Genomic DNA, 13,811 nt, shown 5'->3' on the forward strand with positions numbered 1-13,811 from the left:
TGATGGCTGAGACACGATGCGGATAAAAAGTGGGTGATCCTATGCTGCCGAGAAAAGCATCGACGCGAGGTTCTAGCTGCCCGTACCCCAAACCGACTCAGGTGGTCAGGTAGAGAATACTAAGGAGATCGAGAGAATCGTGGTTAAGGAACTCGGCAAAATGCCCCCGTAACTTCGGGAGAAGGGGGGCCTTCCACTTATTAGGATTTACTCCGAAAGGGTGTGGAGGCCGCAGAGACTAGTGGGTAGCGACTGTTTACTAAAAACACAGGTCCGTGCCAAGTCGCAAGACGATGTATACGGACTGACGCCTGCCCGGTGCTGGAAGGTTAAGAGGACCGGTTAGCCGCAAGGCGAAGCTGAGAATTTAAGCCCCAGTAAACGGCGGTGGTAACTATAACCATCCTAAGGTAGCGAAATTCCTTGTCGGGTAAGTTCCGACCTGCACGAATGGCGTAACGACTTCCCAACTGTCTCAACCGCGAACTCGGCGAAATTGCACTACGAGTAAAGATGCTCGTTACGCGCAGCAGGACGGAAAGACCCCGTGACCTTTACTACAGCTTGGTATTGGTGTTCGGTGTGGCTTGTGTAGGATAGGTGGGAGACTTTGAAGCGGTGACGCCAGTTACCGTGGAGTCATTGTTGAAATACCACTCTGGTCACTCTGGATATCTAACTTCGAACCGTAATCCGGTTCAGGGACAGTGCCTGGTGGGTAGTTTAACTGGGGCGGTTGCCTCCCAAAAAGTAACGGAGGCGCCCAAAGGTTCCCTCAACCTGGTTGGCAATCAGGTGGCGAGTGTAAGTGCACAAGGGAGCTTGACTGTGAGACTGACAGGTCGAGCAGGGACGAAAGTCGGGACTAGTGATCCGGCAGTGGCTTGTGGAAGCGCTGTCGCTCAACGGATAAAAGGTACCTCGGGGATAACAGGCTGATCTTGCCCAAGAGTCCATATCGACGGCATGGTTTGGCACCTCGATGTCGGCTCGTCGCATCCTGGGGCTGGAGTAGGTCCCAAGGGTTGGGCTGTTCGCCCATTAAAGCGGTACGCGAGCTGGGTTTAGAACGTCGTGAGACAGTTCGGTCCCTATCCGCTGCGCGCGTAGGAAATTTGAGAGGATCTGACCCTAGTACGAGAGGACCGGGTTGGACGAACCTCTGGTGTGCCAGTTGTTCCGCCAGGAGCACCGCTGGTTAGCTACGTTCGGGATGGATAACCGCTGAAAGCATCTAAGCGGGAAGCCGGCCTCAAGATGAGATTTCCATGCCTTCGGGCGAGAGGCTCCCAGCCAGACTACTGGGTTGATAGGCCGGATGTGGAAGCGTGGTAACACGTGAAGCTGACCGGTACTAATAAGCCGATGACTTGATAACACACCGTTTTTGGTGCTTGCGTCCACTGAGTGGTTCTCGATGTACGGTCGAGAACCGCATAACGATCAATCGTTGTGCAGACTGAAACATCAATAGTGTTTCGGCGGCCATAGCGTGAGGGAAACGCCCGGTTACATTCCGAACCCGGAAGCTAAGCCTCACAGCGCCGATGGTACTGCAGGGGGGACCCTGTGGGAGAGTAGGACACCGCCGGACTTCTTTCGTGAAAGGGCCACCCAACGCTGGGTGGCCCTTTCTCGTATCCTCGGGCCGTTCTCGGGTACGGCCCGGGCTACCCACGCGATTTGACGACTATCGGCTTCTCGTGTGTAATATATTGCATGTCGCTGCCACCCGTCCCTCGACCGGCGTCACTTCGCGACCACGCCTATGTGGCCCTGCGTGACGCGATCGTGAGCGGGCGTCTCGAACCGGGCGCGCGTCTGCGGGACTCCGAGCTGGAGGAGTGGCTGGGTGTCAGCAGGACTCCGATCCGTGAAGCCATCGCCCGGCTCGAGACCGCGGGTCTGGTGCGGACGCGGCGTGCGAAGGCGACAGAGGTCGCCCCGCTCGACGAGCGCGAGGCACTCGCGGCGCAACGCATCGCGGCCGCACTGCACGAGCTCGCCGTTCGTGAGGCCGTGTCGCAGCTGACAGCGGGAGATCTCGCTGCGATGCGGTCGGCCAATGATCGTTTCGCCGCCGCGCTGCGCGCCGCGGACGTCGACGCGGCTCTCGCTGCGGATGACGAATTCCACCGCGTCGCCGTGGCGGCCAGTGCGAACCCTCTGCTCGGCCCTCTACTCGAGCAGGTCACCCCGCTGCTGCGCCGCCTGGAACGGACCCGGTTCTCGAGTCTCGCGGGGCGCGACTCCGTCGCCGCTCACCAGCTCATCGTCGAGGCGTGCGCGTCCGGCGACGCCGAGGCGGCGGCGCGGGCGACTCGCGAGAACTGGCTCACCCTCGAACGCATCCTGACCCACCCCGATCCCGCCTGAGCTCCACCGACTCCAGGAGTACTGATGACCCTCGCCGATTTCCCTCGCCACCCGCTCACCTTCGGGCCCAGCCCGGTGCACCCGCTCGATCGCCTGACAGCCCATCTCGGGGGCGCTCGGATCTGGGCGAAGCGCGAGGACGTGTCGAGCGGACTCGCGTACGGCGGCAACAAGGTGCGCAAGCTGGAGTACATCGTGCCCGACGCGCTCGCTCAGGGCGCCGACACGCTCGTCTCGATCGGCGGCATCCAATCGAACCACACGCGCCAGGTGGCGGCGGTTGCCGCACATCTCGGGCTGAAGGCCGTCGTCGTGCAGGAGAACTGGGTCGACTGGCCGGATGCGGTGAACGATCGCGTCGGCAACATCCTGCTCTCGCGCCTCATGGGCGCCGACGTTCGTCTGTCGCCCGCCGGGTTCGACATCGGGTTCCGCGATTCGTGGAAGGACGCGATCGCCGACGTCGAAGCCGCCGGCGGCAGGCCGTACGCCATCCCGGCCGGCGCCAGCGACCACCGGCTCGGCGGTCTGGGTTTCGCGAACTGGGCGCACGAGGTGCGAGAGCAGGAGGAGCAGCTGGGGGTCTTCTTCGACACGATCGTGGTGTGCACGGTCACCGGGTCGACTCACGCGGGCATGCTCGCCGGGTTCGCAGACCTCGCCGAGAACTTCGGAGACCGTCCGCGGCGTGTGCTCGGCATCGATGCATCGGCGACGATCGACAAGACGCGGGATCAGGTGTCGCGAATCGCTCGGCGCACGGCCGAGCTCATCGGTGTGGGCCGCGATCTGCGCGAGGACGAGATCCAGGTGCTCGAGGGATGGGCGGGTGAGAGGTACGGCATCCCCGTCGCCTCCACCGACGAGGCGATCTACCTCACCGGTCGTCTCGAGGGCGTCATCCTCGATCCGGTCTACGAGGGCAAGTCGATGGCAGGGCTCATCGACCTCGTGTCGTCGAGAGAGATCCCGGCAGGGTCGAATGTGCTTTACGCGCACCTGGGCGGACAGCAGGCGATCAACGCGTACAGCGGTCGCTACCACTGAGTCGTGTCAGCGGCGGGTCGACACGGTGACCGTGAACTTCGGATCGCGGGCGATCTGCCGCGTGGGACCGATGGTGCGCTCGAGTTCGGCGCGGTAGCGCAGGGCCGAGTTCCAGACGCACCACAGCTCGCCCCCGGAGCGCAGGACGCGCGCGGCATCGCGGAAGAGCCGCGGGGCCACACGGTCGCTGACGGCCGAACCGGAGTGGAACGGCGGGTTGAGGGCGATGAGCGAGGCGCTGTCGTCGGGACGGCGTGACAGCAGGTCGTCACGCACGACCTCGACCCGCTCCGCCACGCCGTTCGCCGCGGCGGTGGCGCGGGCCGACGCGACCGCTGCCGCCGAATGATCCGACGCGTACACGTGGACGTCGGGGCGACGTGACGCCCACGTCGCGGCGATCACTCCAGTGCCGCACGCGAAGTCGATCCAGGGATCCGCCGATGTCCCGCCCACCGCCGGAGTCGGGAGGTGCGTGAGCAGCAGCCGCGTCCCGATGTCGACGCGCGGACCGGCGAACGCGCCCCCGAACGCTCGGATCTCGAGACCGCCGACGTTCGCCGCCCGGGCGACGGGGAGTGCGACGGGACGCGGCCGACGAGCGATGAGCACTCGCGACTTGCCGCGGGCGTGCGTCACGTCCAGGCGCTCGAACGACGCACGCAGCACATCGTTCATCGCGAGTGTCATGTGCTTGACGCGACCACCCGCGAACACCACGACGTCGGGCGCCGACGATGCGGCGATCGTCGCCGCGATGTCGGCGAGGGCCTCGAGCGAGCGGGGGAGTCGGAGCAGCACGATGCGCGCGCCCGAGAGAAGGGCGGGCTCGAGCCCGTGCGACGAGAAGCGGGCATCTGGCGCGAGTCGTGCCGCGTTCGCCGCGAGTGCCGCCTCGCCGCTGAGGGCGTCCTGATGGACGCGGATATCGGCAGCACCGTCGGCCGCGGCACCGAGCGTCAGGGCTCCGTACCCGTCTCCGATGACGACGAGCTCTCCGGCCCCGACCGCCGCGCGTGCCGCCGCCGATTCGTCGAGGAGGAGGAGGTCGGCCGCGTCAGCGGCGACGAGGCCCGGCCCCTCGGCATCGGGCCACCTGCTCAACTGCGAGGGATCGAACGAGCCGGACACCCGGTAAGCCTAGTGCGGCCGTCGCGCAAGCCGTGGCTGTGGCGGGCGACGCGGCACACACTGGTCGTATGAGAACCGCACTGCGCTGGCTGCTCGCCGGAGCCATGATCTTCGCCGGCCTGAGTCATCTCTTCTGGGCACGCCGGGACTTCCAGGCGCAGGTTCCCGACATCGTCGTCGACAAGTCGCCGATCGATCGCGACGGCGTGGTCGTCGCGTCGGGCGCCGTCGAGGCGCTGTTCGGAGTGGCGCTCCTGACTCTGCCGCGTGAGCGGCAGCGGGTGGGCGCGTTCTTGGCGGCGTTCTTCATCGCCGTCTTCCCGGGCAACGTCGACCAGTGGCGCAAGAGGCGCAGCGCCTTCGGGCTCGATACCGACCGTCGTCGCTTCGTGCGTCTCTTCTTCCAGCCGCTGCTCGTCGCGTGGGCCTGGTGGTCGACGCGTCAGCCGCGCGACGCCGCGTAGCGGTGCTCGGGCCGTCCCGTCGACCCGTATCGCAAGCGCACCTCGACGACACCGCGTGCCGCCATGCCCGCCAGGTGGCGCTGCGCCGTCGCGCGTGAGATGCCGCAATCGGCCGCGATCTCGCCGGCCGAGGCCTCGCGATCGCCGAGCGCCGAGAGGATCATCTGCTCCGTGGCCGAGCGGGTCGTCGTGGCGGGGCCGCCGTGGACGATCGAGAGCGCACGGTCGATGTCGTCCTGCTCGAGCTCAGCGGTATCGAGCAGGTTGCGGTAGCGAGCGTACCGCTCGAGGCGCTCGCGGAGTGCGCGGGCGTCGAAGGGCTTGATGAGGTAGCCGACGGCGCCGGCGCGGAGCGCGCGACGGACGGTATCGGCCTCGGTCGCGGCCGAGAGCACGAATGCGTCGACATCGACGGAGCGCACGAGCTCGACGCCCTCGCCGTCCGGCAGGTAGTTGTCGACGAGCACGAGGTCGGGCCGGTGCTCGTCGATCGCCGCCCGCGCCGCGGCGATCGACCGTGCCGGCTCGAGGGCGCGGAAGCCCGCGACCGCATCGACGGCGTCGCGGTGGAGGCCGGCGACGCGGAAGTCGTCGTCGACGACGAGGACGCGCAGCGGGGGAGCGGTGGTCATGATTCGGTCTCCTCGTCAGGTCGCGCGGTCCCCGGGGCCGGGACCGCGGAGGGGCGCAGGACGCCCGGGAGGCGCGCTGCGAATACGGCGCCGGTGACAGCGGCGATGCCGTCGACGGATGCCGGCCCGCCCGGGTCGATCACCCATACGTCGCCGCCCAGCCGGCGCGCGAGCTCGCGCGACAGGGGCAGGCCGATCCCTCTACCGCGGACGCGGTCATCTTCGGGACCTGCGCTCGGGGCGAAGACATCGCGGCCCACGGCCACGCCCGGACCCGAGTCGGCCACGGTCACCACCAGCGCGTCGCCGTCGCCGAGGAAAGTCACCTCCACCAGGCGGGGCTCGTCGCCGCGACCGGCCGCGGTGACGGCGTTGTCGATGAGGTTGCCGATGACGGCGGCGGCGTCCTCGACGCGGGCGAGCTCGCCGAGGACGAGCGTGTCCTCGCCGACCGCGACGGCGACGCCCGCCGCGGCCGCCTCGCTCGCTTTGGCTGCCAGGAGCGCCTGGAGGAAGAGGTCGTCGATGCGATCGATGTGCGCGACCGGCGCCGCGACGCTGCCGCGCTCGAGCAGTTCGTCGAGGAACGCGCGGGCGTCGTCGACACGCTCGGCATCGATCAGTCCGGCAGCGACGTGCAGCCGGTTCGAGAACTCGTGCCGCTGCACGCGGAGAGCGCCCGTGACCGTCTGGACCGACGAGAGCTGCTCGCCCAGTTCCGCGACGTCCGTATCGTCGCGGACGATGACGACGTCACCCAGCTCGCGACCGCCGCGACGCACCGGGTGCACGTCGATCGTCAGCACGCGCGGGCCGACGGCGACACGGTGCAGCGGCAGCCCCGCAGTGATCGCCGCCATGACGGCGGCGGGCAGCGGTAGCGCCGCCAGCGGGCGGCCGACGGCCCCGTCGATGCGCAGCAGGCGTTCCGCCGCCTCCGAGGCGACCCGGACGACCCCGTTTTCGTCGAGCGCGAGCACGCCGTCGCCGATGCCGTCGAGCACAGCGCTCTGCTGCTGCACGAGCGCCGTCAGCTCCTCGGGTTGCAGTCCGAGCGTCGTCTTCTCCCAGCGCCGACGGAGGACGGATCCCGCCGCGATCCCGACCCCGAGCGCGACGAGCGCCGCGACGCCCGTCGCCAGGAGGACCGCGGGCAGGCCGTCGAGCACGCTGCCCTCCTCGAAACCCACACTCACCTCGCCGACCGGAGCCCCGCCGCCCGCCGGCGTGATCGGCACCTTCGCCCGCGCCGACCGTCCGAGGGTGCCGACCTCCCAATCGATGACCTCCGAACCCGCGAGCACGCGGTCGAACGGCGTGGACACCGTCTCGCCGAGCCGGTCGGTGTTCGGGTGCGCCAGACGGATGCCGTGATCGTCGGTGATGACGACGAACAGGGCGTCGGTGCGCTCGGCGACGGCCTCCGCGGTGCGCTGCAGCGGGCCATCGACGAGATCGCGCGCGGCGGGCGTGCCGGGATCGTCCGACCACCGGGTCACCTCGTCGCGCACGTCGGGCGCCGCAGCGACCGATCGGGCGATGTTGAGGGCGTTCTCCTCGGCGGCGCCCCGGACCTGGGACACCGCGATGACGGCGAACGCGGCCGTGCACACGACGAGCACCACCGCGACGACGGCGAGCTGCACCAGGAAGAGTCGCGTCGTGAACCGCATCCGACCTCTCCTCGTGCGCGCGCAGAATGCGCAGAACACACGCTACGCGCTCAAGTGCCGGGAATGCACCCAAGCGCGCGCCACACGGTGGCCGCGATCTACATTCGACCGATCGCACCGCCCGCGCGTGCGCCGGCCGACGAAGGAGTCGACATGACCAACCCCCTGTCCCTGGTGTCCGCTGCGGCGGCCGAGGAGGGCTACGACCTCGCCTTCATCCCGTCCGAAGGCGTCCTCGTCGCCCTCGGGTTCACCATGGTGCTCACCTTCATGGCGCTCATCATGACCCGTCGGCTCACGCCCATGGTGGCGCTCATCGTGGTGCCGACGGCGTTCGGGCTGTTCGCCGGGGCCGGCCTCGGCCTGGGCGACATGATCATCGACGCCATCACGAGCATGGCGCCGACCGCCGCACTCCTGATGTTCGCGATCATGTACTTCGGCATCATGATCGACGTCGGGCTCTTCGATCCTCTCATCCGCGTCATCACCCGTGTCCTCAAGGACGACCCCGCGAAGGTCGTGCTCGGCACAGCGGTGCTCGCCGCGGTCGTCTCGCTCGACGGCGACGGCTCGACGACCTTCATCATCACCACCTCGGCGATGCTGCCGATCTACCTGCGGCTCGGCATGAGCCCCGTGGTGCTCACCTGCGTCGCCGGTCTGATGAACGGCACGATGAACATCGTCCCCTGGGGCGGACCGACGGTGCGAGCCGCGTCGGCACTCGGGCTGCAACCCACCGACGTCTTCGTGCCCATGCTCCCGTCGCTCGCCGCGGGCATCGTCGTGTCGCTGACCTTCGCCTGGTTCCTCGGGCTGTCCGAGCGTCGCCGTCTGGCCGGCAGCATCGACACCTCACGCCTCGGCGGGGGCGACGGCGTGCTCGGCGGGCCGAAGCTGTTCCGCGGCGCCGACCCCCGCCCCGGCGCGCTCGCGACCCTGCGCACCGGCAACATCGTCACCGTCCGCGGGCGTACCCCCGTGCCGGCCGCGCAGTGGGTCGAGGAGCGCGACACCGCGATGGCCGACACGATGCTCGACCCGAACCGGGCGACGCTCCGTCCCCGCCTGGTGTGGGTCAACCTGGTGCTCACCCTCGCAGTCATGGTGTTGCTGGTGCTCGACGTCTTCCCGCTCGCCTACGTCTTCATGGTCGGTGCGGCTCTCGCGCTCATCATCAACTTCCCGAAGTTGAAGCAGCAGGCCGATGAGATCGTCGCCCATGCGCCGTCGATCGTCGGCGTGGTCTCCATGGTGCTCGCCGCCGGCGTGCTGGTGGGCGTGCTCAACGGCACCGGCATGGTCGCCGCGATGGCGTCGTGGGTGACCGAGGTGATCCCCTCGCAGATGGGGCCGCACCTCGCCGTCATCACCGGCGTGCTGTCGATCCCGTTCACCTTCTTCATGTCGAACGATGCGTTCTACTTCGGCATCCTGCCGATCCTGGCCGAAAGCGCCGCGACCTACGGCATCGAGCCCGTGGAGATGGCGCGGGCCTCCATCACCGGCCAGCCGGTGCACCTGCAGAGCCCGCTCGTCCCCGCGATCCTGCTGCTGGTCTCGCTCGCGAACGTCAACCTCGGCGACCACCACAAGAAGGTCCTGTGGTGTGCGGCGATCGTCTCGCTGGTCATGCTCGCGGTCGCGGTTCTGGTGGGCGTCGTGCCGTTCGCGGCCTGACCTGCCGTACGTCGTCTCAGCCTTCCTGCGGGTAGCGCACACCGATCTGCGCGCGGATGTCGTCGAGGACGCCCATGATGCCGACGGTCTCGTCGATCGGCAGGATGTCGCCGTCGATCCGTCCGGCGGCGACGAGGGCCTCGGCCTCGAGGGCCTGGAACTGCATGCCGCGCCCGTCGATCTCGGTCCGGTACTCCTCGATGACCGTGCCGTCGTGCGCGACGACACGGAAGTCCGTCGCGGCGTACCAGACCCCGGAGATCTCGATGCGGGCCTCCGTGCCGATGATGTGGGCGGTGTTCGGGCCCGCGCCCCGCGACGACGAGACAGTCGTCGAGATCGCGCCCGACGGATGCGACATCACGGTGGCGACCTCGGCGTCTGCACCGGTCTCCTGAAGGCGGGCGACAGCTCGCACCTCGGTCGGGAGACCCAGCAGGTCGCAGACGAACGACACCGGGTAGATGCCGAGATCGAGCAGCGCGCCGCCGCCGAGCGAGAGATCGTTCAGGCGGTGGGACGGGGCGTCGGAGATCCGCTGGGTGTGGTCTGCGACGACCGTGCGCACATCGCCGAGGGTGCCGGCGTCGATGATCTCGCGCAGGCGCACCATGTGCGGCAGATAGCGCGTCCACATCGCCTCCATGACCAGCACCCCGGCGTCCGCTGCGAGATCACGCAAAGCCACCGCCTCGTCGCGGTTCAGAGTGAACGGCTTCTCGACCAGGACGTGCTTGCCGTGCTGGATCGCGAGCGCCGCCGCATCCCGGTGACCGGGGTGCGGGGTGGCGACGTAGATGATGTTGACGTCGGGATCGGCGGCCAGCTCCTCGTAGGAGCCGTGGGCGTGCGGGATGTCGTGCTCGGCGGCGAAGCGGGAGGCGGACTCCGGTGTGCGGGAGCCGACCGCGACGACCTCGCGACCCGCCGTCCGCAGGTCGCGGGTGAATGCGTGGGCGATGCCGCCCGTCGCCAGGATGCCCCAGCGCAGGCCGGCGTGCGAGCTGTCGGACGCCGTCGTCTGATTCGTCATAACGCGAGCCTAGCCAGCGAGACGCCACGGCGGGCGGCGTAGGCTCGCGGCGTGGACACCGCTGCCGTCGAACGCTTCCGCGAGCTCCTGCGCATCCCGACCGTCTCGCACGTCGACCCGTCGCAGACCGACGCCGCCGCGTTCGCATCCTTCCGCGAGGCGCTTCCCCGCCTGTACCCCGCGCTGCACGAGGCGCTCGAGTGGGAGACGGTGGGAGAGCACGCCCTGCTCTACCGCTGGCGGGGGGCGGAAGCCCGGGAGCCGCTCGTGCTGATGGCGCATTACGACGTCGTCCCCGTGGTGGCCGGGGAATGGGCGCACCCGCCGTTCGCCGCGACGATCACGGGCGAGGGAGCGGACGCGACGATTCACGCTCGCGGCGCGATCGACGACAAGGGAGCGCTCGCGGCCATCCTCGAGGCCGTCGAGACGCTCGTAGGTGACGGATGGTCGCCGACACGGGACGTGTATCTCGCCTTCGGACACGACGAGGAGGTCGCCGGCACCGGGGCGCCGGCGATCGTCGACGTGCTGCGCACGCGTGGCGTCCGACCCGTCCTCGTGCTCGACGAGGGCGGTGCCGTCGTCTCGGGGGCCGTGCCCGGCGTCGATGTGGAGACCGCCATGATCGGGGTGGCCGAGCGCGGGGTGATGACACTCGGGCTGACCGCGCGCGAGGCCGGCGGCCACGCCTCGACGCCGCCCGCGCTGCCGGCCACGGCACGGCTCGCTCGCGCGATCGACCGGCTGCAGCGGCGACCCGCCCCCGTGCGGCTGGTGCCGCCGGTTCGTGCGATGTTCCGCACCCTCGCGCCGTACGCGCGCCAACCGTTCCGCGCCGTCTTCTCGCACATCGCGCTGACCGGCGGGATGCTCGCGCGGGCGCTGCCCCGCTTTGGTTCCGAGACCAACGCGCTCGTGCGGACCACGGCCGTGACGACCGAGCTGAGCGGCGCCGATGGTGAGAACGTGCTCGCCACGACCGCCCGTGCGTCGGTCAACATCCGCCTGCTGACGGGCGACACCGTGGCGGCGGCGACGCGGCGCGCCCGGCGCGCGATCGCCGATCCGCGCATCGAGGTCGACGTGCGGCACGGGTCCGACCCGTCGCCCGTCTCGCCGTGGCGCGGAGAGCCGTGGCGGCGCATCGCGACGGCGGTCGGGTCGGCGCTGGGCTCCGAGATCGTCGCGACGCCGTACCTGCAGCTCGGTGCGAGCGACAGTCGGTGGTTCACCGCGATCAGCGACAACGTGTACCGCTTCGCGCCCTTCCGGCTCACGGCGGCGGAGCGCGAGGCGCTGCACGCGCACGACGAGCGCATCCGGGTGGACGTGTGGCTGCGCGGCATCGACTTCTACCGCGACCTGCTGCGGCTCAGCTGATCGGGTTGCGCCGCGGCGGCGTGTCGGACAGCCCGGTGAGGAAGGCGACGATGTCGTCGGCGCTCGCCGAGATCTCGGGGCCGCGTCCGAACGTCCAGCCCGCGTCGGTGGCTCGCACCGTGTGCCCCGCGATCGCTGCCCGACGTGCGAACGGCGCACGGGTGGAGGCCGCGAGGGCGACCGCGCCGGCGACCGCGAAGGGGAGGGGGCCACGGCGTTCGGCGGGAAGAGCGAGGTAGGCCCGGGCGACCCGGGTGAGGTCGCCGATCCGGCGGCGGCGACCGGTCGCGATCGTCTCGGCGAGGCGTGAGAGCGATCCGCTCGTGTCCGCTCCGGCGAGACCGGCCTCGCGCAGGAACGTCTCGGTGGCCGGGGCGGGCTCGTGTGTGAGCACCGCGGCGGCGAGCGTCACCACCGACGCGACCTGCGCTCGGCGGTCCGATGGGGCCGCCGCGTCGTCGCCCGCGCTGCGGTGGCTGAGAGGCAGGAAGCGCGCCAGGTCGGACATCCGGTCAGCATACGTCGGGTGGAGGGTGGCGGCGAGAGCGTCCGGGATGTGACACCTCGGGGTTTCGTCACATGGGTGCGTCTCTCCCGAGTGTGACTGTCACATCCGGGGATCCGGAATTTCCGGGGTCGCGGTGCATAATGGGCTCGAACCGATGTGAACGTGCACATCGGCCGGAGGAGCCATGAGCGAAGACGCCGCGGGCCGTCGCCCGAGCATCCGCGATGTCGCGCGTCTCGCCGGCGTCTCGCATCAGACCGTCTCGCGCGTCCTGAACAATCACGCGAGTATCCGCGCCGAGACCAAGGAACGCGTGCTCGCGGTGATGGCGGAGCTCGACTACAGCCCGAATCGTGCGGCGCGCGCCCTCGTGACGAGCCGCTCGCAGACGATCGGCGTGCTGACGTCGTCGGCGACGCAATACGGACCCGCCTCGTCGATCGCAGCGATCGAGGCCGCAGCGCGGGAGCGCGGGTATTGGGTCTCGACGGCGAACGTGGATGCGCGCGAGCCCGCGTCGATCCAGGCCGGTCTCGCCCACCTCGTGGCGCAGGCGGTCGAGGGGCTCGTCGTCATCGCTCCGCAGGTTCGCGTGTTCCGCGCGCTCGCGGCGCAGCCCATCGGCATCCCGTACGTCACCCTGCAGTCGACGGAACTCGACCCCGGCCACGCCCTCTCGGTCGACCAGATCGCCGGTGCACGACTGGCCACGCGCCACCTGATCGAGCTGGGGCACCGGTCGATCTACCATCTCGCCGGGCCGCAGGACTGGATCGAGGCGGAGGCGCGGATGCGCGGCTTCCTCGAGGAGATGAGCGACTCCGACATCCCGACCACCGCCCCCGTCCTCGGGGACTGGACGGCCGAGTTCGGCTACTACGCGGGCCGCGAGCTGCTGCGCGTTCGGGACTTCACCGCGATCTTCTCGTCGAACGACCAGATGGCGCTCGGACTGCTCCACGCGATCCGCGACGAAGGGCTGGACTGCCCGCGCGACATCAGCATCGTCGGGTTCGACGACATCCCTGAGGCGGCGCACTTCTGGCCGCCACTGACGACCGTGCGGCAGGACTTCGCCGAGCTCGGCCGCCGCTGCGTCGACCTGCTGCTCGGTCAGGCCGATGCCGAGGCGACCCCGCCGGTGCTGATGCCCGAGCTGGTCGTGCGCTCGTCGACCGCGTCGCGGCGCTGACGTACGCCGTTACCGATCCGAGACACGCCGGGAGTTGACATCCCCGTTCGAGGTCTGGCTATAGTGTCGCAATGTGAACGGTCACATCGACTGTCACACGATCGAGGCCCGCCGATGGAGGCAGGGCGAAGGAGCACTCGAGTGGCACGCAACGCAGCGATCAGCAGCGAGTACGTCGACGGCGTGAAGGCCGAAGTCGCGGTGGCGCGGGTTCGGGCCGAGGTGGCGTCGTTGCACGGTGAGCTGGTGCGGTACGGGCTGGTGGTGTGGACCGGGGGCAACGTCTCGGGGCGGGTTCCGGGGGCTGATCTGTTCGTGATCAAGCCGTCGGGGGTGTCGTATGAGGAGTTGGCTCCGGAGAACATGATCGTGTGCGATCTGGATGGCACTGTGGTGCCGGGGACGCCGGGTAGTGATCGGTCGCCGTCGAGTGATACCGCGGCTCACGCGTATGTGTATCGGAACATGCCCGAGGTGGGTGGTGTGGTGCACACGCATTCGCCGTATGCGGTGGCGTGGGCGGCGCGGGGTGAGGAGATCCCGTGTGTGGTCACGGCGATGGCGGATGAGTTCGGGGGTCCGGTTCCGGTGGGGCCGTTCGCGATCATCGGTGATGATTCGATCGGTCGGGGGATCGTGGACACGCTTCGGGGGCATCGTTCTCGTGCGGTGTTGATGCAGAATCATGG

At 69.1% G+C, this 13,811-nt stretch carries 12 protein-coding genes and 2 rRNA genes; 9 read left to right on the forward strand and 5 right to left on the reverse strand.

What is annotated here, in order from left to right; genetic code table 11:
• The 4 genes from BLT21_RS15765 to BLT21_RS15410 all read left to right on the forward strand — a co-directional run.
• Positions 1-1,378 (forward strand): 23S ribosomal RNA (locus tag BLT21_RS15765); the annotation flags it as partial.
• Between the two features lie 99 nt (positions 1,379-1,477).
• A 5S ribosomal RNA gene (gene rrf / locus BLT21_RS15400) occupies positions 1,478-1,594 on the forward strand.
• Between the two features lie 125 nt (positions 1,595-1,719).
• Positions 1,720-2,376, forward strand: coding sequence for a GntR family transcriptional regulator (locus BLT21_RS15405; protein ID WP_091503938.1), 657 nt, complete (start codon positions 1,720-1,722; stop codon positions 2,374-2,376).
• A 24-nt stretch (positions 2,377-2,400) separates the two neighbouring features.
• On the forward strand, positions 2,401-3,423 hold the full coding sequence (locus tag BLT21_RS15410) for a 1-aminocyclopropane-1-carboxylate deaminase (RefSeq protein ID WP_091503940.1): 1,023 nt from the start codon (positions 2,401-2,403) through the stop codon (positions 3,421-3,423).
• Positions 3,424-3,429: 6 nt separating this feature from the next.
• Here the strand turns inward: BLT21_RS15410 and BLT21_RS15415 are convergent, their stop codons facing one another.
• The gene (locus BLT21_RS15415) at positions 3,430-4,554 is read right to left on the reverse strand and encodes a class I SAM-dependent methyltransferase (RefSeq protein ID WP_091503942.1); all 1,125 of its coding nucleotides are present in this window, start codon (positions 4,552-4,554) and stop codon (positions 3,430-3,432) included.
• 68 nt (positions 4,555-4,622) lie between these two features.
• Here BLT21_RS15415 and BLT21_RS15420 point away from each other — a divergent pair, with 68 nt between their 5' ends.
• On the forward strand, positions 4,623-5,018 hold the full coding sequence (locus BLT21_RS15420; protein ID WP_091503944.1) for a DoxX family protein: 396 nt from the start codon (positions 4,623-4,625) through the stop codon (positions 5,016-5,018).
• Here BLT21_RS15420 and BLT21_RS15425 read toward each other — a convergent pair.
• Positions 4,997-5,650: a response regulator gene (locus BLT21_RS15425; RefSeq protein ID WP_091503946.1), complete on the reverse strand. Its 654-nt coding sequence runs from the start codon at positions 5,648-5,650 to the stop codon at positions 4,997-4,999. The genes BLT21_RS15420 and BLT21_RS15425 overlap by 22 nt on opposite strands.
• Positions 5,647-7,323: a sensor histidine kinase gene (locus BLT21_RS15430; protein WP_091503948.1), complete on the reverse strand. Its 1,677-nt coding sequence runs from the start codon at positions 7,321-7,323 to the stop codon at positions 5,647-5,649. The genes BLT21_RS15425 and BLT21_RS15430 overlap by 4 nt, the downstream gene beginning before the upstream one ends.
• Positions 7,324-7,476: 153 nt before the next feature.
• Between BLT21_RS15430 and BLT21_RS15435 the strand changes: the two genes are divergently transcribed.
• Positions 7,477-9,006 (forward strand): CitMHS family transporter, encoded by a 1,530-nt coding sequence (locus BLT21_RS15435; protein ID WP_091503961.1) that lies wholly within the window; start codon positions 7,477-7,479, stop codon positions 9,004-9,006.
• 16 nt (positions 9,007-9,022) lie between these two features.
• Here BLT21_RS15435 and BLT21_RS15440 read toward each other — a convergent pair whose 3' ends face one another.
• Positions 9,023-10,039: a Gfo/Idh/MocA family protein gene (locus BLT21_RS15440; RefSeq protein ID WP_091503951.1), complete on the reverse strand. Its 1,017-nt coding sequence runs from the start codon at positions 10,037-10,039 to the stop codon at positions 9,023-9,025.
• A 51-nt stretch (positions 10,040-10,090) separates the two neighbouring features.
• On the opposite strand from BLT21_RS15440, the gene BLT21_RS15445 reads away from it, so the two are divergent.
• A complete protein-coding gene (locus tag BLT21_RS15445; protein ID WP_091503953.1) occupies positions 10,091-11,422 on the forward strand; it encodes a M20/M25/M40 family metallo-hydrolase in 1,332 nt (443 codons plus the stop codon).
• Here BLT21_RS15445 and BLT21_RS15450 read toward each other — a convergent pair.
• The gene (locus BLT21_RS15450; protein ID WP_091503955.1) at positions 11,415-11,930 is read right to left on the reverse strand and encodes a hypothetical protein; all 516 of its coding nucleotides are present in this window, start codon (positions 11,928-11,930) and stop codon (positions 11,415-11,417) included. The two genes, BLT21_RS15445 and BLT21_RS15450, sit on opposite strands and share 8 nt — an antisense overlap.
• Before the next feature lie 184 nt (positions 11,931-12,114).
• Here BLT21_RS15450 and BLT21_RS15455 point away from each other — a divergent pair, with 184 nt between their 5' ends.
• Both BLT21_RS15455 and BLT21_RS15460 read left to right on the forward strand, forming a co-directional pair.
• Positions 12,115-13,122 (forward strand): LacI family DNA-binding transcriptional regulator, encoded by a 1,008-nt coding sequence (locus BLT21_RS15455; protein ID WP_091503958.1) that lies wholly within the window; start codon positions 12,115-12,117, stop codon positions 13,120-13,122.
• A gap of 159 nt (positions 13,123-13,281) precedes the next feature.
• A partial coding sequence (locus BLT21_RS15460) for an L-ribulose-5-phosphate 4-epimerase (protein WP_371113462.1) occupies positions 13,282-13,811 on the forward strand: 530 nt, incomplete at its 3' end.

Source organism: Microbacterium sp. cf332 (assembly GCF_900102175.1).
Lineage (GTDB): Bacteria > Actinomycetota > Actinomycetes > Actinomycetales > Microbacteriaceae > Microbacterium.

What these genes read in the sequence shown, in the direction of transcription:
- BLT21_RS15425 (WP_091503946.1), bottom strand. Translation starts at nt 5,650, where the DNA reads ATGACCACCGCTCCCCCGCTGCGCGTCCTCGTCGTCGACGACGACTTC.
- BLT21_RS15450 (WP_091503955.1), bottom strand. Translation starts at nt 11,930, where the DNA reads ATGTCCGACCTGGCGCGCTTCCTGCCTCTCAGCCACCGCAGCGCGGGC.
- BLT21_RS15405 (WP_091503938.1), top strand. Translation starts at nt 1,720, where the DNA reads ATGTCGCTGCCACCCGTCCCTCGACCGGCGTCACTTCGCGACCACGCC.
- BLT21_RS15455 (WP_091503958.1), top strand. Translation starts at nt 12,115, where the DNA reads ATGAGCGAAGACGCCGCGGGCCGTCGCCCGAGCATCCGCGATGTCGCG.
- BLT21_RS15435 (WP_091503961.1), top strand. Translation starts at nt 7,477, where the DNA reads ATGACCAACCCCCTGTCCCTGGTGTCCGCTGCGGCGGCCGAGGAGGGC.
- BLT21_RS15420 (WP_091503944.1), top strand. Translation starts at nt 4,623, where the DNA reads ATGAGAACCGCACTGCGCTGGCTGCTCGCCGGAGCCATGATCTTCGCC.
- BLT21_RS15410 (WP_091503940.1), top strand. Translation starts at nt 2,401, where the DNA reads ATGACCCTCGCCGATTTCCCTCGCCACCCGCTCACCTTCGGGCCCAGC.
- BLT21_RS15430 (WP_091503948.1), bottom strand. Translation starts at nt 7,323, where the DNA reads ATGCGGTTCACGACGCGACTCTTCCTGGTGCAGCTCGCCGTCGTCGCG.
- BLT21_RS15440 (WP_091503951.1), bottom strand. Translation starts at nt 10,039, where the DNA reads ATGACGAATCAGACGACGGCGTCCGACAGCTCGCACGCCGGCCTGCGC.